The sequence below is a fragment of the Lactiplantibacillus songbeiensis genome, assembly GCF_005405125.1.
Lineage (GTDB): Bacteria > Bacillota > Bacilli > Lactobacillales > Lactobacillaceae > Lactiplantibacillus > Lactiplantibacillus songbeiensis.
Map to the genome: position 1 here is coordinate 1 of NZ_BJDL01000034.1, position 22,225 is coordinate 22,225.

Genomic DNA, 22,225 nt, shown 5'->3' on the forward strand with positions numbered 1-22,225 from the left:
TTGAGGATGTGTCCTTTTAGTTTACACAAAAATTGGTGTTGATGGGAAATCCATCAACACCAAATATTGTAGAACCACAAAAACTGACCTTAACCTGATATTGGTTAAAGTCAGTTTTTATTTTGCCACTCTGGTCGGTCCAGAATCGGCCGGAACGTGGTGACCACGTTTATAAGTCCAAGCGTACTTAATGTTCTTTGTGCCGATAACCGACTAATCCTAAGATCAATACCATGAGACTACCAAGTAGACTCCAACGAGAATTATTGGTTTCATTAGTTTGCGGTAATGTCGTCGTTTCAGTTGCGGTTGCTTTGACAGGACGAGTCGTATGACCAACTGGATTAACTGAATTAGCCATTGGTAAGATGTGTGCCGCCTGAGCCTCACTAGTCCCACTTGTGCCTGGTTGCGTCGCGGTTTGATTTTCTGGTTTAGTTGGCGTCGTTGTGGCCGGTTGATCAGGATCTGGTGTCGGCTGCGGGTCAGGATTAATCGTATCCCCTTGACCCGGATCTTCCGGTTCAGTTGGCGTTTCTGGATCAGGGTTACCAGGATCAGGCGTTGGTTCCGGATCAGGTGTTCCTGGATCCGTAACCGCTGTGTAAGTGACCGTTGTTTCTAAGCTAGCACTATCGGCGGTGACCCCATCGACTGCCGCCACAGTCGTTTGGTCAGCTTGATATCCAGCAATCACTGGTGAAGTTTGTGCGGCAAACCCCGTCTGATCGCTTTGCCAAGCACGCCAAGTCGTTACCCAGGTCACAAGATCACGTTGGCCACTGCGGTTAAAGACCAGCTGCTTGACACTATCGGCCGCAGCGGTGGTACCATCTGCATAAATGTAATGAATCGTCTGCGTGATCGTCCGACTATCCGTTACTGTAACCACTTGATGTTTGAGATGAACCGTATACGTTGGCGCTTGATCGTCAAAGTCCACACCCTCACTTGGAAAGTCATCGCTAACTAAGACGTAGCCCAAGTCTAAATAATGCTGAATAGTGGCTTTAGTCTGATAATCACTGGCGCTCCCTTGCGTCCCGGTGATCGTATCGCTGGTCAACGTCTTGCCAGTCGTATCGTCAACATAGACAATCGTGATTTTACCATCTTCACTTGGCGCCACGGTCTCTTTTTGGTAGATATAAGTGACCGTCCCGCCAGCTTTAGTTAACGTCCCATTAGCCGCTAAACCGGCACTATCAACCTGCTTAAATGTGTAACCAGCAATTGATTTTTCAGTTGTCGTGTAACTTTCACCGACCCACTGGCCATTTGGATAAGTCGCGGTACCAGTGGCCAAAACATTGCCAGCCGTATCGACATACTGAACTGTCACCTCACCAGCGGCTTCTTGAGTCGCTTCGGGCGTGAAGTAGAGGTTAACCGTTTGTGGATCGGCAGTATACGTTAACTCTAAAGACTCTGCATCCGTTTTAACATAATCATAACCGTCTAGTTTAGTATATGACGTTAAATCAACCGTCTCACCGATTTTTTGGCCCGTGCCTAGTTTTTCCGGTGCTTTAATGACTTTACCGGTGGTGCTATCAAGGTAATTCACTTGAATGCTGGGATTTTCTTGCCAGTTAGCTGGTCGATAAATCATCGCATCGGTCAATAATTCTAAACTATTGTAGCCATCGCCATAATTAACATCAAAATAGTAGGCCGACCCCGCTGGATGCGCGAGATACCCCCACTGACCATACGTGAAATAATCTTCAGTCTGAACGGGCGCATCAATTTGATACATCCCATCGCCTAAATCTGTGACTGAATCCCAAGTTTTTTTGGTACTAGTAGTCCCGTCCGGATTCGTAACCGTGGTAGAAACCGGTGGCAAACTGTATGATTTGGTATTTTGATGCTGTAAATATTCACCATTAATGCCAATCTGATCAGTAGCTTTAAATGTAATTGGCTGGCCAGCGACAATATTCATCTCGACGGAACTTTTATAAGTCTGATTAGCCGCAAAAATTCGGACATAGGCATTGGGGTTAACGCCACTAAAGACTGAAAAATCAGTAATGCAGTTACCCGTTAATCCAACCTGTCTAAAGCTACCGCCATTGCCACCATGGTACCCATTATTAAGGAAATCCGTTAACCAATCGGCAATCTGTGCTAATTGGGCATTCGTCATCCCATTGAAGTTCTTGTGATAATACTCCTTATCCGGATCATTTGATTGTAAATCCACATATTGTAAATCAGTCGTTGCAATTTTATTGAGTGGGGTTAGATCAACCTGATTGAAGTAGTTAGTGTACAAACTAAGCGTGTCAAAATGTAAGTTTTGTAATGGTTTTAAGTCAAAATCAGTCCCCACAACTTGATTTTGCGCATTGACCGTAGCTGCTTTAATATCCAACGACAGTTTAATCACTGTTTTTTCAGGTAGATAACTCAGCGCTTCTAAGCCAGCTAAAGTCGTTACATCAACATCCGAAACGGTAATACTGAGCGACGTTTTCTTCGTATTACGAATATCACCAATCGTCAAGTCGGCATCAGTCGCTAAGCCCAAGCCTTTTTTAACGGCCGCCAATAAGTTTGTATCACTAATTGTCACGATATCTGTATCACTGACTTCGGCTTTAACCGCCTTGGCCTTTGGCGCGACACTGCGCGCTGCTGGGGCCGCGGCTTTCATTTTTTCAACATCTTTAGCGGCACTGCTGGCAACTGCTGGTTGTTTAACAGTACTAATTGGTGCTGCTTCTGACGTTGACTCACTAGCAACGGAACCGGTTTCACTTGAGGCTTCTGATGTCGTTGAAGCTTCCGAAGATGCACTAGTCCCGCTTACTGAAGCCTCTGATGCGGTCGAACCAGCTTGACTGGTTGCTTGTGATTCAGTATCGTTTGACCCTTCGCTCGAATTAGGATCAGTTTCAGTCGATGTTGTGCTATCAGTCGCATTTAAGGCCACTTCTGGTTGTTGTAATTGACCAGCTTGTTGATCTGTTTGCGTCGTTCCGGCATCGCTGGCAGCTGGTTCGGTTGCGGCTTGGGCGTTGTTAGGCACCGTTAAAAAGGTCCATGAAATCGCCATGGTTGCCACCCCGGCCGTTAGCCAGTTCGGGTGAATCGTAACGTGTTTGGTTGATGTAACGGTTGGCTTGATGCGCATTTTAATCTCCCCCTGAGTCAAATGTCTACCAGTAACTAACTTCATTAATAATTATCTTTTCAGATTAACGTTATTATAAATACACCTCTTTAATTATTATACCCTATCGTTAATTTATGTAAACCCTTTCTTATTGAAATATTACTAATAAAATAACAATGTTCTTTGTATTATACTGAAGACCCGTTTAATTGCGACTAAACACACTTAAAAAAGTGACCTATCAACAGTTCGATAGGTCACTTGGTTTAACTTTATTTGGGTTTTATCTAATCTTCATGCCGACGTTTGCGACTTAATCCTAGGCCACCCATTAACCCAGTTAAGACTAACAGTACACTCCCTAAAGCAGTGGTTGCCGATTTGGCTTCTGTCGTTTGTGGCAACGTCTGGGACTCAGTTTTAGCCATTGGCGCTGATGAGTCAACCGTCGACACGGCTTGCGCAACTGTGGTCGTGTGACTCAGACTAATCGTAGCTGCTTGTGCATCAGTTACTACCGGTTTAGCAATCGAGCCAGCACTGGCTGTTGTACTTGCCGCCGTTGAGTTTTGACCACTTTGAGGCCGGTTAACTGTCTTACCCGTCTGATGGTCATCCGTGGTTTTTGAATTATCCGTAGGTTCATCAGTACCAGAATTAATGGTATCACCATGTTCGCCGCTTCCATCAGGCTGGTCAACATTCACGCCCGGATTATCCCGTATTCCCACTCTCCCCATTAGCCGTAACCGTCACTGTCGCCGTCTTACTGATCAGATTACCAGCTGCATCGGTATATTGGTAAGTAACTGGGTAAGTCCCTGCAGTTGTTGGGTCAACAGCGCCAGTCACAACGACTTGTTGAGGATCAACCGTTTGGCCGGTGGCATCAAGAACCTTGACGATGTTATCAGTGGCGTTCCATGCCTCACCAACCATTAACGTACTGTCTTTAACTTGCAAGTCTGCTTGACTCTTTACCACGGTAACCGTCACTAATTTCGTCACTTGATTCCCTTGGCCATCCGTATAATGCAACGTGACTGGATACGTTCCTGGCGTCGTCACATCAACCTTGCCAGTCATCGTCACTTTGCTTAAATCATCAGCTTGACCAGTTTCGTTTTGAATGGCCGTTACACTGTCGCTCAACTGCCAACTCGCTTTAGGACCAGCAATCACTGTATTGTCATTAGCGTTAATCTTAGCTTGCGTCGCAACGACCGTAATCGTCGCCATATCGTCAAACACATTGCCGGCCCCATCAACATAGTGATAGGTGACCGTATATTGACCCGGCTTGGATAAATCAACGGTATCGCCACCAACTGTCATCGCACTAACATCGACTAAGTGACCGTATTCGTCTTGACGAGTCGTTAATTGGTCGGCCGCATTAAAGTTAGCGTTAGGGCTTTGAATAACCGTCGTATCTTTGGCTTTCACACCAGCTTGCGAAGCGACTACCGTCACAATGGCCGTCGCAGTAGTCGTGTTACCTTGACTATCGGTATACGTATACGTCAGTTCATTCCGACCAGCTTTGCTCAAATCAACCGTTCCACTTACCGTAACTGTAGTCCCATCTGTCCGTAAATAGCTGTACATCACCGACATGACCTTAGCCGCAATTTTGACATTGTTTTCTAAAATAACATCATCAGCACTAACTGTATCACCATTGGCCTGAATGACTGACGTTAAATTATCCTTCGCGTACCAAGTGGCGTTCGGCCCCATCACAATGGTGGAATCCGTTGCATTAACTTTCGCTTGTGAGGCAACTACCTTAATCGTCGCCGTTTTTTCGTGTTGATAACCGGCTGCATCAGTGTAGGTAATCACAACCGTCTGAATCCCCGGCGTGGTTAAGTTTGGCGTTTGATTGGTAGTAAGCTTAACTGTCGTTAGATCAGTCACGGCATTACCATCAACGTCAGTTAAACTAGCTAAACTATCGGCAATCGTCCAAGTCGTGTTGGGACCCGCCGTAACTGTGATGTCTTTAACTTCTAAGGCAGCCCCATTGGCAACCACAGTGACGGTAACGTTATAGCTATGTTGGTTACCTTCACTATCCGTATAAGTTAAGGTAATCGGGGTTTTACCAACCGTGTTCAAATCAGGTTCAACATTAGCTGTAATATTCAGATTATTGACATCAGTAATAACATTGCCAGCAAAATCAGTAGCACCCGTCACATGATCAAAGAGGTTCCAACTAGCTTGGTCACCTTGTACAATGGTTAAATCTTTCGTCGTTAGCGTAGCTTGACTGGCAACCACATTGACGGTAACGTCTGCCGTCCGTTCATTTCCAGCAGCATCAACGTAGGTTAAGGTTACCGTTTGCGAACCCGCTTTGCTGGTATCTAAAGTGGTACTCGTCACTTTGGCCAATTCGTCAGTCGTTAACGCATTACCTGCAGCATCTTTACTTTGCGTCGTATCAACACTATCACTAGCTGTCCAAGTTGTGGCGCCTTGGTTCACACTGACTTCTTTACCAACCAAGACAGATTGGCTATCGACTACTGTAATGGTTACATCTGCAGTCCGAGTAACACCCGCATCATCAACATAGGTCAAGGTCGCTGTGTAAACGCCCTTTTTGGTAGGATCAACATTGCCAGTTACCGTTACTGCTTTATTAACATCCGTCGTGGCTAAAATATCTTCACCAGCAGCATTCTTTAAGCCAGTCACACTATCTTTAGCACTCCAAGTTGCAGTTGGACCGCCGATGATGGTCTTATTTTCGGCAGTTAAGACGGAAAGTGATGGTGCCGCCTCCCAAACATAGGTCGTCACTTCACTTGGTGCTGATTGACCATTATATAAATTCATTAAATCAGCGCTACTATATTTCTTGGTGCTATCCGTTAAGCTAATCCACTTACCAGTATAACCAGCCGCCGTGATTGCCGGTAAATTCACAGCTGTCGTTAATTTTGTATTCGCATTTAAAGTTAATGATTTAAGAGTCTTTGAGAATAGCATTGACGACAGACTGGTAGCTTGCCGTAAGTCCCAAGATGAGAGATCTAGAGATTCAATGCCAGCACCATTAAACATAAATGTCGTAGTCTTAACTTTACTTGTATCCCATCCAGAGACATTGACCGACTTCAAATTGTCATCAAGAAAAAACATGCTCATTAAGTCAATAGTTGTTCCAGTTGCAACATTAGTTCCAACTTGCCACTTGCTCAAATCAATTGAAGTTAAACTTGAATTACTATCAAACATATGAATAAAAGAGGTTACCCGACTAACATCCCAATTTTCAACTGGAATACTAGCAGCAGTAACGCTAGAAAACATGTACGATGTATCGGTTGCTTGACCCATTGACCAATCGGCTACACCAGAAAAATCAGCCACTTTATCACCAGAAAACATTTGTGAAAAGTCTTCGGTATTTGTTACGTCTAAATTTTCTAGACCATCAATTTCAGTCAGCGGTACATTATTTTTATCCTGTGCACGTTTGAAGAACGCATACGATAAAGTCTTTCCGGCAATCACACCTGGTTCAATAACAACTTTTCTAATCTGAGAACGCATAAGATTCCCATCAGGTAAAATTTGGGCTGCCTGAGTACCACGCCATGGTGCTGGTGAATCACTCAAGGTCCCAGCACCAATCGTTAATGTCCCGTCACTCGTCAATACCCAGTGACTAGTTCCCCAATCGCCACTAGCTAATTCAGTTAATGCCGGTGCCGCCTTCATTAAACTCTTCCGTGAAAATGTCTGTTGGACCGTTGCTGCTTGAATCGCACTATCCAACAAACCACTCGCTAAATAATTCGCATTTCCAACTGATAAGTCATTCTCAGCTAAGCCATTAACATTCTGGTCAGTAACTAAGTCATTAACATTAACCGTAACTTTATCTTCGACTGGATTAGTTATTTCAGATTCTGAATGATCATCGTTCACTGACTGTTCAACATTGGTATCAGTTGCCGGTGCCGTTACAACTGGTGTTTTTGGTGTCGTCGTAATCGGTTTCTCTGGTTCAGTTGGGTTACTTACCGAATTAGCTGCATCAGACTCAACTGATATGGCTTCATCTTGTACTTTTTCATCACTATTTGAGGTAGTTTCTTTTTTGCCCGATTCATTGCTAGCACTATTACTAGTATCAGAAGATTCAGTAGTAACTTCAGCAGCATCAGTCACTGATTTATTCTGGTCATTAGTATCAACAGCCGCATTCTTATCAGTATCAGTGGTGGTCGTGGTGTCAGCCTTAGTGGTTGCTGTATCACCTGTATTTTGCCCATTAGCAACGTCTGATGTACTACCCTGATCACTTGAACTCGTGCTATTTAACGGCACAACCTTTTGACTAAGTTCGCTGCTACTCGTGGTTTCGCTAACAGAAGCGGCACTACTATCATCCGCCGTTGTCGCCGCTTGACCCATTAAAGCATTCACATTCCACGCGGCCACTGCGACCCCCGCAAAGACCCAAAAACGGCCTTTTTTATACATCTTGTAGTAAACCTTTTCATTTTGTTTTGTCATTTTATTGCCCCCAAGCTAAGAAGATCCCTTTGTACTAACCAACTTGCCAGTCATTAACATTGACTGCCGATTACATTTATTAATAGTGATATCAACGAAGCTAGAATTGACGCTCGTTTGACGATCATTGCTATTTAGTTCATTAATTATTGTGTTTAATAAATAAATACCTTTTATATTTATAATATAGCACGATAAGTCAGTATAAATCAACATAAATTCGTTATATATAGATCATTTCCCACTGTTGCTAAACTTATGCGATAAGCCAGATAATTGCTAATTTATCAATGTTTTACTTTGTTAAATAAAGGAATAGTCTTATCATTTTGTTGTCTACTTCAACCAGATATTTTCGTTACTTAACGTTCTTGAGTTTTCCCAAAAATATTGCCATAATTCACAATTTAGATGACGCTAGGCACGGAAACCGTGAGATAACAAAAAAGCACCATCAATCTGTCAGTCAACAGATTAATGATGCTAATGATTTATTTAGTTTAAGAGTTAAGCTTGACGTAATTTGTGACTAACACCGGCTAAGCCAGTCAAGGTCGTTAAGGCTAGTAATAAGCCCCCTGCCATTGAGATTGGTGTGGTCGTTGGTGTGCCATTGCCTGCAATCGTAATTGCTGGCTTAGTGACTAGGGTTGCACTAACTGGCTTAACCGTAGCCGTGGTGGCCGCAATCTTAGTCGTCTTAACTGTGACCGGCTTCGTTGCTTTAGCAGTTTTAACAGCACTGGCCGCAACAACTTCAGCTTTTGGCGTAGTCGTGGCAGCTGACTTAACCGCCGTGGTTGTCGCTGGAGTGGCCGTTACCGTCGTTATTTTGGTAGTCGCAGTTGAACCTGTCGTTGCTTTAGCGGCTGGCGCAGCGGTTACCTGACTCGTTGCCGTGGCTTTAGCAGGTGTTGTTGTCTTAGCAGTTGTTGTCTTAGCAGTTGTTGTTTTAGCTTGTTTTTGGCTAACAGGCCGTGGTGATAAGTTAATCCGATCGGTAATTTCTTCGGTCGTTGTCCCATCATCATAAGTGGTCGTCTTCGTACCATCATTTTCGGTGACACCCGTTTTAACATTGGCGTCATAAGTCGATTCATCGGTCGCACTACTGTCAGTCACATCAGTTTGCGCCTCAGCGGTACTGTCGCTAGTTTGATCCGTGGCTTGGCTATCATCAGTTGTTGCGGTGACCGTTGTTGAGTCGCCAGTCGTTGCAGCCCCATCATCCGCTTGGCTAACGATCCCAGTCATACTTAAGGTAGCAAGGGCGACTCCCGCCAACAGCCAAATTCGACTTTGTTGTTGTAGTTTTTTTAAATTCATTGATTTACGCATCCTTGATACCCCCAAATTCTGTTAAAAAACGTTCGAAATCGATTAATATTATTACATTTACTTATATCGGAAAGTCAATAATCCGGTTAACCACTGATAAATCAATCTTTTCATAATTGGTACTATCATTTAATTTAATCAATCGGGTAAATAGCTAAACCCTTTCTGCATTTATAGAATAACACATCACATTAGTATAAATCAATAACAAATTCTTAATATACCGATTTATTTTAGTGACAATTGTAAACGCATAAATGACTACTCATTTACTGTAATAACGCTATTCGTCGACGAGGCCACTAACTATACCAATTATTATATTCGACTGATCAGCGTCGTTGATTAGTTAAAACAGCTAATTGTACGTTATTGGAAAAAGCAGGGTAGTGAAAAGCAAAAAAATAGCGTTAATCAGACGATAACGTCCAATTAACGACTCAATCTATTTAGTTATCATGTGATTGATGAGTGACGAATTGTGCCAATACCGCAGTTAGCGTATCAACCGTTGCTGGATAATCGGCTGGATGTTGTAATAAATAACTCATGACACGACCCTGATACAACACTGAAGTCGATTGTTGGCCATTGGTTTGTAATAAGGTCCGTCGAAATTCATTTAATAATTGCTGCAACCCAGCCTGATCAGTGTCTGCTCCGTCTAGCGTTAAAGCCGCGCGACTGATGGCATCCAAGACCATCGCTTGCGTTGTTTGTTGTTTAAGTGTCATAGTTCAAGCCCCCACCCTTTTTTGGATAAGCTTTAGTATACGCTAAGTTTTCTGAAAAAAGCCAGTCAAAAGTTTGTCAATTGCGGCGTATTAGGGAATATGTTAGGGTATTATATTGCGACGATTACTAATCTACGCTTGGTGCTAGTTGAAATTGCCGCCTGCCGGTTGGATTCTAAAATAACTGAACTTTAAATCATTAATCGTTAGTTTTTTAATTCCTGTTAGTTAACGACGGGCGGCCCAGAATTGGCTCAGTGGTGTCGTTTATCTTGGTCGGCAATATTCCGACTTAGATAAAGCCCGGCTTTCGAGACCGCCCTGTGGCTCGAAAACGCGGCCACCACGTTCCAGCCGATTCTGGGCCAACCAGAGTGGCAATTTAATCCAACTAGCACCAAGCGTACTAACTGATATGGAGGTTACGACTTAATGAAACCATCCTCAAAATGGCTACGACGGCTTCAAAATTTCATGCGCGGTCGTTATGGTCAAAATGACACGTTAAATAAATGCTTAAACAACTTGGCACTCTTACTGTTAGTCATCAGTATTTTCACTCGAATTGGCTGGCTAGTCTTAATTGCTTTCCTATTATTAGCCCTTAGTTACTGGCGACTCTTTTCTAAAAAGATCTATCAACAAGTTGCCATCAATCGCGGGTTTCAACGGATCTGGTTTCCAATCGTACGACCCTTTACGCGTTTAGGCTATCAGTTTAAGCAACATTGGCGTTACCGGTTCTTTCATTGTGCACAATGCCAGCAACGGATTCGAATTCCACGGCACCACGGGCGTGTTCGGGTCACTTGCCCCAAATGTGGCCATCAATTTGAAGCCAGAACTTAAACTCATTTTCAGAAATTACTTACGAAAACTTTCATTTTCTGTTACAGTAATCAATTGTGCTCATATTACTGGTTACTAGAAGGAGAAAAGTTTTTTTATGAAAAAACAGTCACAATCCAATCCAACCTTAATTATGATTGGGTTACTCTTGGGTGGCTTTGTCGGGATGTTTAGTGAAACGGCACTAAACATTGCGCTCCCCCAATTGGAACAACAGTTACACGTTAATACCGGGACCATTCAATGGCTGGTCACTGGTTACTTATTAATGGTCGGAATCGTCCTACCATTATCAAGTATGCTGACCAAGCATTTCACCACCCGTCAGTTATTAATCTTTGCGTTAGTCGACTTCATGGTTGGGGCCGCCGTCTCAGCCATGGCTGGCAGCTTTGCCATCTTATTAGTCGGGCGAATGATTCAAGGGATCGCGACCGGATTGATTCTGCCATTGATTTTTACCGTCTTGTTAGCGATTTATCCGCCACAAAAACGGGGTAGCGCCATGGGACTAGTTGGGCTAGTCATTATGTTTGCCCCCGCGTTAGGCCCGACCATTGCCGGCCTGATTCTGGGGACGTTATCATGGCACTGGATCTTTTGGTTATTCATTCCATTATTGGCGATTGCCTTAATTATCACCCTGATTTTCATGCAAAATGTTTCCGACGTCACCAAGCCGAAAATCGATATTTTATCCATTATTTTATCTTCATTTGGTTTCGGTGGGTTAGTCGTTGGTGCTAGTCTAGCTGGGGACCAAGGTTGGGGAAATCCCATCGTTTTATTGGCTTTAGTCATTGGGATTGTCGCCCTTTACGTGTATGCCCGGCGCCAACTCAAACTGGAGACCCCTATCTTGAATCTGCGGGCTTTCAGCTTCAAGAAGTTCAGTGTCGGGACGATTCTCGTCATGGTCGACTTTGGGATTATCATGTCATCGATGTACCTTTTGCCAATGTATTGGCAAAAAGGGTTAGTCGTTCCGGTTGCTTTAACCGGGGTCTTAATGTTACCTGGTGGGATTGTCAATGCAATCGTATCCGCTACCGCTGGCCGCTTATTTGATAACTATGGCGCCAAGTATTTAACTCAGATTGGCTTTGCGTTGAGTTTCGTAGGGGCGGCAATGCTACTCTTCACGACCACCCATTCAGCTTACTGGTATGTGATCTTAGCCCATGTCATTATTATGATTGGGGCGCCACTCGCCATGTCACCAGCCCAAACGTATGGGTTAAACGCTTTACGGGGGCCAGTTGCCGCTGATGGGAGTACCATTCTGAACACGTTACAACAAATCCTGGGCGCCTTAGCAACTGCGATTGCAACTAGTTTATTGGGGATTGGTCAGAGTGCCAGTCACGCAACTGGCGCAACGGCCTTTGTTCACGGGACCCATTACGGCTTTTGGTTCACCTTAGCACTAGCCGTCTTAGGCTTCTGTCTCTCTTTCTTAGTTAGCAATCAACCAGAAAAATCAATTGATCCACTCGCTGAAAAACGGCACCCAGAACGGGCAGCTACTGAACATTAATTTCTAAACTAAATGACCAAGTTAAGATTCGCTAATGAGTCTCAACTTGGTCATTTTTTAGATTGCACTTTCCCAGCTTTTCCGCCACAATGGACTTGGACACACACGAGGGGTTTAATTTATGGAAACAACGATTGATTTAATTATTGGTACCAGCACCATCTTAGCCATCATTTGTTTTTGGCAAACAATTCACTGCTTTCGGCTCGGTCAGAATCGGCTCATGGCCAGTATCTGGCTCGTAGTCGGTTTGCTACTAGTCGGGTTGGCTGGTTTCTTCATCTGGGCCGCTATTCCGCTGTGGACTAGTCTTTAGAGGGGGTCTGATCAATGAATCCAGCAGAAGTCTTCAATAAATATTTAGATAAGTATCACATCACCATGCAGCATCCCGAACATGGGTTAGTGATGTTAACGTCCCCCGTCTGGCCGCAACATCCTGCGTTACAACAAGCAATCTTGCGTGCGTTGCAAGACCTAAAAGGCGTCTCACAAGTGACGATTAACAGCCCTGAACAACTTGTCATGCGCTACGATTCTAGTGAACTACGACGAATCAATCCATTGACGCTGTTCGCCATTGAACGCAAGCTTAGCCGCCAATATCATCAGGCCGGCTATTAATTAAAAAAGTCGTTACCCAGTAAGCTGAGTAACGACTTTTTTAATTAATAGCTTTAAAATTCAATGACGGCCATGATCTTACCTTCGGCCCCGGCAAAATCAATGACTTTGCGCTTTAAGTTGGCGGTCCAGGTCTGACAACCAGCCGCGGCTAACCCTTTAACGGCTTCTGCCAAGCTCAACTTACCAGCGACATAATCCGTCCCTAGTTGTTGGACTTTATCAGCATCTTCTTCAGTGGCTACCTTAGTGCCTAAGCCATTAGTTAATCGTTCTACCAAGTACCCATTTTCACCAAAGTACGTTGTCGCACCAGCACGTACATCGTATTCAAAATGTTGCACGCCTAGGTCAGCTTCTTTTTTCGCGATAGTTGCAAAGTCCGCGTGGTCGCCTAAGCTGGCCAAGACTTCATCAATTGCTGCTAATTTAAACATAATTTTATCTCCCTCGTATAATTAGTCCGTCTCTATTGTAATCCAAATCAAGCCTGTGTGTCTTTTAACGGGTAGAAAATTCGCATCAATGCCATATAAATCAGCGCAATTAAGATCATATCAATAAAGGTTGCACCTAACACGTTCGCAATCAATGGCAGTTGTTTTAAAAGTAAGAATAGGCCGACACCCAAGACCCAACAAATCAGCGCAATCCAATTCACCCCGTGCGCATACCAATACTGCCCGTGCGAGTTGGCTAATTCATTGACATCATAGTGTTGGTGATGGCGCCAATAATAATCAACCAACATGACACTGATCATCGGTCCTAAGACCATCCCAATATAATCTAGAAAAGCCGTGAACGCCGTCAAAAAGCTACCAACCATTAACGGAATTAACGTGACCAAAGTCGCAATGATTGTCACCGCCCAAAGTGCTGGCCGTAACCGAATCTTAGGAAAAATATTGGATAATGCCGATCCAGCAGCCAATAGATTAACCGCATTGGCAGTCATACTCGTTAACACGATGACGAGTAACGCCAACACCCCTAACCCTAACCGACTGGCAATCGTACTAGGATCAGAATTATTCGGATCATAAGTCCCCGATGTAATCGCAATACTGATTGTCGCGGCAAGACCGATAAAGGCAAACCAGAATAGTCCCGTAAAAGCGCCGAGAAACGGCATCCCGGTTGCGCCGGACCGTTTACGCGTGAACCGCGTAAAATCAGCCCCAGCCGTCACCCAAGAGAGGTTAAACGCCGCTAACGTATCCATTCCAGCACCAGATGTCATTTGTAAATGTGCGGGAGCATGCCAGTGTAATAAATCGCTAAAAGTCACCGTTTGGAAAACCACAATCGTTTCCCATAAGACAAACAAGATGACCAGTATAATTCCAATCCGCTCAATCAGTTGTACCGAGCGTTGACCCACCGAGACACTCAGCAAATGCAGCACACTCATCACAACAATACCCAGGACTAACCCTTTAGCACCACCCGGTTTGCCATAGACTGGCCAACCGACAATGTCATGCAATAAATAACTGACTGAAGTGGCCGCAATAAAGGTATTAACCGCGGTCCAGCCAATATACTGCGTTAAATTGACAAACGATGGGACATAACTGCCACGAATTCCAAACGAGCCACGAATCAGACTCATCGTAGCGGCACCAGTCCGATAACCCATAAATCCAACTAACGATAAACACAAATACGAAAGGGTTGATGAAGCAATAATGACTTTTAAGGCCGTCAGCAAGCCACACGCTGCTAAGACACCGCCAACATACCAGGTCCCGTTATTCGCATTCGCACCAATCCACGTCGCAAACATGTCCCAATTTGCCATATGGCGGTGCTTGGTGGGAATCACTTCAATCTGATATTTACTTTCTTGCTTCACAATGGTCACCCTTTCTACAATGTTATCCATTGTAAGTTTATCCGTTAGCGATGGTCAAGCGTGTTCAACGAATTTCCTGCATTGCGGTGACTAAAAATTAGCCGTAAGATAAGCTATAATTGCCTGGTGCTAGTTGAAATTGCCGCCTGCCGGTTGGTTCCTAAAATGCTGGAACGCCATGGGCCATTTTGAAGCCAAAGCCCGGTCTTCAAAGCTGGCCTTGGCCTAAGCCCGAGTAGCCCACTCGCACTAAGGCCAACGACACGGCTGAGCATTTTAGGAACCAACCTCTCGGCTAAATAACTGAACTTAAAATAATTAATCGTTAATTTTTTAATTCTGGTTAGTTAACGCCGGGCGGGCCAGAATTGGCTCAGTGGTGTCGTTTATCTTGGTCGGTGATTTTCCGACTTAGATAAAGCCCGGCTTTCGAGACCGCTCTGTGGCTCGAAAACGTGGCCACCACGTTCCAGCCGATTCTGGGCCAACCAGAGTGGAAACTTTAGCATCTCAAAAATAATTAAATTAGGAAGTGTATAACATGCATGGTCGTTTAGTTGGTTGGCGGCGTAATTTGGCCGTCTTATGGTTAGGCACCTTTATTGCTGGCATGGGATTCTCCGAAGTCATGCCGTTTTTATCGTTATATGTTGGCGAACTCGGCCACTTTACCCGCGGCCAATTAACGATGTATAGCGGGCTGACTTATGCCGTCACTTTTTTCGTCATTGCCGTAGTCTCACCATTGTGGGGTAAGCTGGCTGATCGCCGGGGCCGAAAACTCATGCTTTTACGGTCATCACTGGGGATGGCCATTGTAATTGGGCTAATGGGGTTCGTCCATAATATCTGGACCTTAATTTTACTGCGTTTCTTACAAGGGCTATGTGCTGGCTATATTCCTAATGCCAGCGCCCTGATTGCCACTGAAACTCCGAAAGAAAATAGTGGAACTGCCATCGGGATCCTGACAACCGGTTACGTATCAGGTAACTTGATTGGTCCCATCTTAGGCGGTGTTTTAGCCCAGATTTTCTCAATTCGACTGACATTTATCATTACTGGCATTTTGCTATTGGTTGTCTTTGCACTAAGTCTTTTTCTCGTTCACGAAACGTATCGGCCTAATCCGAAAGCTCAAGCAACGCGTCAAGGCAGTTTACTCAGTCAATTTCAAAATCCAACTTTAATCATTGTCTTGTTAGTGTCAACCATGATTATTCAAATGGGCAATAATTCCATCACCCCAATCATTAGTCTCTACGTCAAGCAACTGATGCACAATGTCGGTCCTATCACTGTAGTAGCCGGGATTATCGCGGCCCTACCAGGAATTTCAACCTTACTGGCGGCACCACGTTTAGGCCATTTAGGTGATACGCGCGGGACTGGCCGCATCTTAGTTTTTGGATTCGTCTTTGCCATCTTAATGTATTTCCCTCAAGGCTTAGTGTCTAGCATTTGGGTCTTAGGACTACTGCGCTTCATGATTGGAATCTCAGACGGCGCCCTCTTTCCAACGATCCAAACGATGCTCTCCAAAAACACGCCACGTGAATTGACCGGCTCCATCTTCAGCTGGAATCAATCATTTCAAGCGCTTGGCAGTATGCTTGGTTCTTTAGCTGGTGGGGCTGTATCGAATTGGTTTAACTACAATGGCGTCTTTATTTTCACTGCCTTATCGTTACTGTTGAACTTTATCCTCGTCCTATTCTTTATTCCCGAACTACGACATCCTTGGCAGCCAAAAGCGTAAATAAAAGGACCGCCAAGCTAATTTGGCCAAAACCAGTTAGCTTGGCGGTCCTTTTATTTACACGAACTTAACACAAACAATATCAACTCTTTACGCCCCTAATATGTTTAAACGGTAAGCTTAAGCTATCAAATTAGTTGCTAGGGGGGCACTATCATGCCGGTCATCAAACTTAAAAATGTACAGAAAAGTTGTTTAGATCAACCGATTCTTCAACCACTCAACCTCACCTTACCAGCCCAACAAATTACCGCCATCACCGGGCCAGCCAGTGCTGGTAAAGCCACCTTGCTGAATCTCATTGCTGGCTATCAACAGCCGGATACAGGCCGAATTTACTTTGATCAGCGCCTGGTCTTCAATGAAACCCATCACTTTAGCTTGCAGCCCCATGATCGGCAGGTCGCCATGCTCTGTCTTGATTTTGCGTTTTGGCCGCATCTGACGGTTCGTGAGAATATCGCTTTTCCGTTGCGCAACGAGTTAACGGGTCAGACTTTAGTTACACGGGTCAACCGCGCACTAGTGCAATTAGAACTGACTGACTTGCAGGACCGTTATCCCGGCGACCTAAGCCAGTTACAAAAGCAACATCTCGCGCTAGCCCGCATCTTAGCCCAACAGCCAGCCGTACTAATATTCAATGAAACTTGGAGTCTGGGTAACACTGACTTAGCCAAGCAACTACGAACCACCGTTGCCACTTTAGCGCGGCGCTTAGTGTTAACGACCGTCATGGTCACCGAAGATGATCAAGCGGCCGCTCACTTAGCCGACTACCTGGTGGAACTACAACACGGCCAAGTCGTTCAAACTAGTGCCGCAAAAAAACTAGTGCTAACAACCAATTAGGCCGCGCACTAGTTTCAAATGACTTATTTAAGATATTTCGCCATAAAAGTATCGACTTTTTGCGTATACACTTTTGGCTGTTTCGTAAAGGACTCCGCATGACCAGCACCTGGGACAACCCAGAGTTGTTTATCCTTAACCGTAGTCGCCTGATAGTTTTGATAGACCATCTTCGTTGGCACAAACGTATCACTACCGCCATGGATGAAAAAGATTGGCAAGCGATTATGCTTCAATTGCGTTACGGAACTGGCTTTTAAGAAATTAAAATGGGCTTTGGCTTGTGCGACCCAACTAGCAGTGTAAATCAACGGGAATTTCGGCAAATGATATAACGCTTTTAACTCATACGTCAATTCATCGCCCACACTCGTATAACCACAATCTTCAATAATGGCCTTAACTTGCGATGGCAACTGCTCTCCACTCATCATCATGACGGTTGCACCACCCATCGAAACACCAAACAGGCCGATACGACTATCTTGGCCCACATGGCGAATAACTTGTTGCGTCCATTTGAGATAATCTAAGCGATCCGGCCAACCGAAGCCATAGTAATTACCTTCGCTTTGACCATTACCGCGATCATCCGGCGCTAAGACGTTATAGCCTTGGCGATGCCATAAGCGAATATAGCTGGCCATTTGTTCTTTGTTTCCCATATAACCATGCGCCACAATGACGGTTCGCTTGGTCGCCTTAGCTGCTGGCACAAAATCAGCAACAAGCTTCAAGTTATCCGTTGCCGAGGTTTCCCGCCAAGTCTGCTTGGACACCGTCTTCAACCAGTTTTGATTCCGGACCAAGTTCGCATGACTCTTTTTTGAACTATGCGTCAAAACTTTGGGAGTCGGCTCAAAAGCAAAGTGATATAAATAATAACTGCCGCCCGCAATGCCGATTACGAGCACCGTGACTAAAGCGATAAGCGCTAAAGTCCATTTCTTTCGTCTAGTCATCAATTCGTTCCTCTCTAAAAACCGTTAACTTAATCGTTGCGTTGTCAATAAATGCGCGCCAACCGTTTGCGCAGCTAACTCAATGGCTTGCGCCGTCGAATCGGCCGGCGTTAATTGAAGTGGTTGCAAGCGCAAGGCCCGTTCAAAAGCCAGTTTAAATTGCTGATATCGCGGCTCGATTGCCCGAGAATCACGAATCTTTAAGATCGCGCGACTGATGGTCGTCAAGTCAAAATCCTGCTTTAGAATCGTCACGACGATCACCGCTACAATCTGGTTACGCGTATATTGCCGCCCAATTGGTCGACTGAAAAAGTGCTGCTTCACATAACTATTGACCATCGTTTTGGTCACTTCCGGAATTCCCAATGGTGCTAACGTTTGATTAACGAGTTGCAATAATTGTTCCATGTAGATGGGCATTGTTGGTAATGCCGGCCACGGCGTTAACTCAAACTGTGCTAACGCTGACTGGTTATCAGCCATCATCACGCCTCCTTCTAAATGCTTTACCTAATTTACCGTAATCTAGAATTAATTTCAACAGTTACTAGTATTATAAATTAGATTATCTAGGATTATAATCTACGTGATCATTAATCATCACTGCACTTGCGAGGTCTCACCCTTTTCCGCTAAAATAAGAGAGTCTTAAGGACGTCAAAGTCGGCTTTGACGCCAACTAATCATTACGCCATGACAGAAAGGAACTTTCTCATGAATAACGTTTACCTCGCTGCGCCTTTTTTTGACGATGCGCAAAAAGCCCGGATCGAACAAGTTAAAAAGGCCTTGATCGCTAATCCGACCATCAACAGCACTGGGATCTTTATCCCCGAAGAACATCAATTTGAAGCAGAACCTTTCGGCAGTCGGGCTTGGCAACAATATGTTTATGCCTCCGATATGCGGCAAGTTCATCGCGCCGATCTCGTTGTTGCCTTGTTAGACTTTGATATGACCAGTGATACGAATGAACCCGATTCTGGGACCATGTTTGAGATTGGTGCCGCGGTCGCCGAAAAGACGCCCGTGCTCGTCGTCCAATTCGATGCTGACAAACAATTAAACTTAATGATTGCACAAGGTTTAACCGCATACTTCGATGCCAGTCAAAATGGCTTAGCCGAATTAGCAGCTTATAATTGTGATGACTTAAAATCAAAACCAGCTAAACGACCAGTTTTCTAAAGCGGTCCATTCAAAAACGCGCGAGCAATCAGCTCAGCGCGTTTTTTTGATTATTCAGTTAACTCGGCCACTGCGACTAAGTCAACAACGTCGTCACTAACCAACCTTGATATAACTCAATTCATATGCAACTAAGTTTTAAACACCACAACTCAAAATTTCTGGTCCATTTAGCCGCTGCCGCTTGTCATCACTAATATGCTAATCGTTCCGCTCCGGTTAGGCTGGATTGATGCTGGAACGTGGTGGCCGCGTTTACGAGCCAAAGTACGGTCTCGCAAGCCGGGCTTTCACTAGGTCGAGAAAGCCACTCGGCCAAGTGAAATTTCACCACTGAGCATCATCCAGCCTAACCTACGCTAAATAGCAGGCTAATTGTAATTAAACTTAATCTTCTATGTTGATTAGCCTAACTTTAGTCGCAGTGACCAGTAGATTCGCCGTGTCGAATCACTTAGACCGGTGAGTTTTCCGGTCTTAGTGATTGGGCCAGCTTGTTAGACGTGGTTTTCGGCTAACAAGTGCCCTGCAGACCGTTCTTTGGCTGCAGGTCTGCCCCACCGCGAACCTGCTGGTCAACGGAGACGGCCAATCACATAAAAAAATAACCTCACCAGCCGTTAAGCCCGTGAGGTTATCATCAATCTTGGTTATTTCAAATCAAAAGCAGAAGCACGTGTCCAATTACCATTTTCCATTTGATAGAAAGTGGTCACAGCGCCCTTTGAATCGGTCCGGCGAGCCCGCTGCACAATCTTAACGTTCAATTGTGAGACATCGCCAGTCGTCCCTTTAGCCTTAGCTAAGTCTTCTGCATTAAAGACCTTGTCATAGACTGGGTAACGTTTAATCAAATTCAACGTCTTGCTGTAGTCTTCATACGTAATCTTGTCAAAGACTAAGCCGCTCTTGCGAATCCAGAATTTTTTGGCCGCTGAATCCTTAGTAAAACGAATCCGGTACCAAGTCCCTGAATCAGCGTCAGCTTTCATATCAATGTAAGCCCGCGTGTAGCCAAGCTTCTTCCAATCAACCTTGGCCGTCTTCCAGTTCTTAGCACCCTTGATATGGTTGTAAAGCACAAAGTTTTTCGCTTGTAAGTTCGTTGCTAATTCTGCATGTTGGGTATCCAAGCCAGCCCGATACGTTTGAGTATCATTAGTCTGGTCATGTTTCTTGGTCGACCAACTGCTCAATGATTGCAGATTATTACGCTTCTTAGCTGAGATTGACACGCCGCCAATCCGAATCCAATAATGGTCGGCTGTTTTTGCGTTACTAAACGCAATCCGGTACCATTGGCCAGACGAAGCTTTGGCATACTTATCTACATAAACCGTTGACCCTAACTTCTTCCAATCTGGTACGACTAGATTCCAGTTCTTGTGACCACGAACATGGTTATAAAGCGCGTATTTCTTGCTAACGGCTTTAGCACTAACCTTAGCTGCTTGCACTTGTGATCCGTGGAAATAAGTTTCCGTCTTGTTCGTTGCCTTACGCTTCTTAGTCGGCATTGAGATAGATAATTTACCAGAATCTTCAATCTGCGTCCCACCGGGCACTTCCTCAACCTGAGTACCTGGTAAAGCCGTTGATTTATTATTGCTAATCGCCATGCCAGTCGTGTCGAAGTTAGCCGTAACAAATGGCACACTACTCTTAGCCGTTTGAATCGTATTACCGGTAATCGTAATGTTCGTCATCTTGGTACCAGTCTTGGCATCCAAGTAAACGTAACGGTTATCAGGACTCAAGTTAGAAAACGTATTGTTTTTAATGTTTAAGTTGTCCATCGTAATGTCTTTTTCGGTATTATATAAACGAATATAATTCCCAGACCCAAGGGCATACTTATTAACGAATTGATTGTTTTGAATGTATAAGTTCGACACATCCCGGAAATGAATATTGGCATCATCTTCGGTTAATAATGGCCGGACATCTTGCACGTAGTTATTTTCAAAGTAAACGTCATGAATAATGCCGTCTTGACCATGGTTATAAAGCGCATGTTGGCCGATTGGGTTTGGCGCAAAACTTTGCACATAACCATTCGTCTTTTGCACTGGTAAGAACTTGTTATTCGTGACATGAACATCATAAGTTGGTAAGTTATCATATTGATCGCCCGGGTTCTTGTAAGACATCGCCTTGGCGTTCGAGTAATCAACCTGGATAGCTTCTTTATATTGCTTATCCGCACCATTAAATCCAGTAAAAGTTGAGTTTTGAACAGTAATATCATGACTACCGTCTAAATCAATATAATGGCCAGTTGGTGATTCCGCGTTATCAAAGGTACAACCGTCAAACAAGACCTTGGACGCATGATGGACACTTTGCGTAAAGATTGATTGACCAGCCGTGGTTTGACTCCCCTTAAATGTGGCGTTTTTCCAAGTAATGTTGGAGATTCCGCCATCGTAGCCAGCATTCGGGCTTGGATAGACAAAGTTCACACGCCGGGCATTATCGACGATGAAATTAGCCCCATCTTCGAAGTTAAACGTAATGTTGGAATGTAACTTAACCACTTCGGTGCCTGTATCGCTACCAAAATGATAATCACCCTTGGGCACATTGATCACGAGTGGCGCACTGGTATTAGCATCAATAATGTCTTGTAAATTCTTCACATTATCAATCGCCGCATTATTACCAACTAAGCCCGCATCCTTAGCATTGACTGTCTTGACATTACTAGTTGTCGCAGCCACCGCATTAACTTGTGGTTGAACTAAGGTGGTGCCACCAGCTGTCAATAACACACCCATGGTAACTAATCCTAAGCCGGCTGCCCAATTGGTCCGTCGGCGGGTACTATGTTTCATTATAAATTTCCTCCCCATAACCCTTTT

The 22,225-nt window shown here is 44.5% G+C and carries 17 protein-coding genes; 7 read left to right on the forward strand and 10 right to left on the reverse strand.

Translation table 11 applies throughout. The annotated features are described in order from the left end of the window. Window positions 1–187: 187 nt before the first annotated feature. The 5 genes from FFM77_RS12650 to FFM77_RS12670 all read right to left on the reverse strand — a co-directional run bounded on the left by FFM77_RS12650 (window position 188) and on the right by FFM77_RS12670 (window position 9,732). Window positions 188–3,142 carry a mucin-binding protein gene (locus FFM77_RS12650; protein WP_171001637.1) on the reverse strand — a complete coding sequence of 985 codons (2,955 nt, stop codon included), beginning with the start codon at window positions 3,140–3,142 and terminating at the stop codon, window positions 188–190. 269 nt (window positions 3,143–3,411) lie between these two features. Beyond that, window positions 3,412–3,864 carry a hypothetical protein gene (locus FFM77_RS12655; RefSeq protein WP_171001636.1) on the reverse strand — a complete coding sequence of 151 codons (453 nt, stop codon included), beginning with the start codon at window positions 3,862–3,864 and terminating at the stop codon, window positions 3,412–3,414. Continuing rightward, window positions 3,839–7,660, reverse strand: a complete 3,822-nt coding sequence (locus tag FFM77_RS12660; protein ID WP_137636135.1) for a bacterial Ig-like domain-containing protein — start codon at window positions 7,658–7,660, stop codon at window positions 3,839–3,841. Before FFM77_RS12660 ends, FFM77_RS12655 begins: the two co-directional genes overlap by 26 nt. Window positions 7,661–8,167: 507 nt before the next feature. After that, window positions 8,168–8,998: a hypothetical protein gene (locus tag FFM77_RS12665; protein WP_137636136.1), complete on the reverse strand. Its 831-nt coding sequence runs from the start codon at window positions 8,996–8,998 to the stop codon at window positions 8,168–8,170. A 449-nt stretch (window positions 8,999–9,447) separates the two neighbouring features. Next, window positions 9,448–9,732, reverse strand: a complete 285-nt coding sequence (locus tag FFM77_RS12670; RefSeq protein WP_137636137.1) for a hypothetical protein — start codon at window positions 9,730–9,732, stop codon at window positions 9,448–9,450. A 432-nt stretch (window positions 9,733–10,164) separates the two neighbouring features. On the opposite strand from FFM77_RS12670, the gene FFM77_RS12675 reads away from it, so the two are divergent. The 4 genes from FFM77_RS12675 (at window position 10,165) to FFM77_RS12690 (ending at window position 12,742) form a co-directional block, all read left to right on the forward strand. Then, window positions 10,165–10,581: a Zn-Finger Containing protein gene (locus FFM77_RS12675; RefSeq protein WP_137636138.1), complete on the forward strand. Its 417-nt coding sequence runs from the start codon at window positions 10,165–10,167 to the stop codon at window positions 10,579–10,581. Between the two features lie 97 nt (window positions 10,582–10,678). After that, window positions 10,679–12,118: a DHA2 family efflux MFS transporter permease subunit gene (locus FFM77_RS12680; RefSeq protein ID WP_137636139.1), complete on the forward strand. Its 1,440-nt coding sequence runs from the start codon at window positions 10,679–10,681 to the stop codon at window positions 12,116–12,118. 121 nt (window positions 12,119–12,239) lie between these two features. Continuing rightward, the gene (locus tag FFM77_RS12685) at window positions 12,240–12,434 is read left to right on the forward strand and encodes a hypothetical protein (RefSeq protein WP_137636140.1); all 195 of its coding nucleotides are present in this window, start codon (window positions 12,240–12,242) and stop codon (window positions 12,432–12,434) included. Window positions 12,435–12,448: 14 nt separating this feature from the next. Next, a complete protein-coding gene (locus FFM77_RS12690) occupies window positions 12,449–12,742 on the forward strand; it encodes a hypothetical protein (RefSeq protein WP_137636141.1) in 294 nt (97 codons plus the stop codon). 53 nt (window positions 12,743–12,795) lie between these two features. Here FFM77_RS12690 and FFM77_RS12695 read toward each other — a convergent pair whose 3' ends face one another. Beyond that, window positions 12,796–13,179, reverse strand: coding sequence for a DUF1398 family protein (locus FFM77_RS12695; RefSeq protein WP_137636142.1), 384 nt, complete (start codon window positions 13,177–13,179; stop codon window positions 12,796–12,798). 47 nt (window positions 13,180–13,226) lie between these two features. Beyond that, on the reverse strand, window positions 13,227–14,600 hold the full coding sequence (locus FFM77_RS12700) for a cytosine permease (RefSeq protein ID WP_137636168.1): 1,374 nt from the start codon (window positions 14,598–14,600) through the stop codon (window positions 13,227–13,229). A gap of 541 nt (window positions 14,601–15,141) precedes the next feature. Here FFM77_RS12700 and FFM77_RS12705 point away from each other — a divergent pair. Both FFM77_RS12705 and FFM77_RS12710 read left to right on the forward strand, forming a co-directional pair. Next, entirely contained in the window at window positions 15,142–16,359 is a 1,218-nt protein-coding gene (locus FFM77_RS12705) for an MFS transporter (protein WP_137636143.1), read from the forward strand. Between the two features lie 156 nt (window positions 16,360–16,515). Next, on the forward strand, window positions 16,516–17,211 hold the full coding sequence (locus FFM77_RS12710; protein WP_137636144.1) for an ATP-binding cassette domain-containing protein: 696 nt from the start codon (window positions 16,516–16,518) through the stop codon (window positions 17,209–17,211). 23 nt (window positions 17,212–17,234) lie between these two features. Here FFM77_RS12710 and FFM77_RS12715 read toward each other — a convergent pair whose 3' ends face one another. Next, window positions 17,235–18,173: an alpha/beta hydrolase gene (locus FFM77_RS12715; RefSeq protein ID WP_137636145.1), complete on the reverse strand. Its 939-nt coding sequence runs from the start codon at window positions 18,171–18,173 to the stop codon at window positions 17,235–17,237. Between the two features lie 24 nt (window positions 18,174–18,197). After that, entirely contained in the window at window positions 18,198–18,659 is a 462-nt protein-coding gene (locus FFM77_RS12720) for a DUF1836 domain-containing protein (protein ID WP_137636146.1), read from the reverse strand. Window positions 18,660–18,890: 231 nt separating this feature from the next. Here FFM77_RS12720 and FFM77_RS12725 point away from each other — a divergent pair, with 231 nt between their 5' ends. Beyond that, complete coding sequence (locus FFM77_RS12725) at window positions 18,891–19,364, forward strand: nucleoside 2-deoxyribosyltransferase (protein WP_137636147.1); 474 nt, start codon at window positions 18,891–18,893, stop codon at window positions 19,362–19,364. Between the two features lie 650 nt (window positions 19,365–20,014). Here FFM77_RS12725 and FFM77_RS14070 read toward each other — a convergent pair. After that, a complete protein-coding gene (locus FFM77_RS14070) occupies window positions 20,015–22,198 on the reverse strand; it encodes a GW dipeptide domain-containing protein (protein ID WP_171001638.1) in 2,184 nt (727 codons plus the stop codon). Window positions 22,199–22,225 lie beyond the last annotated feature (27 nt).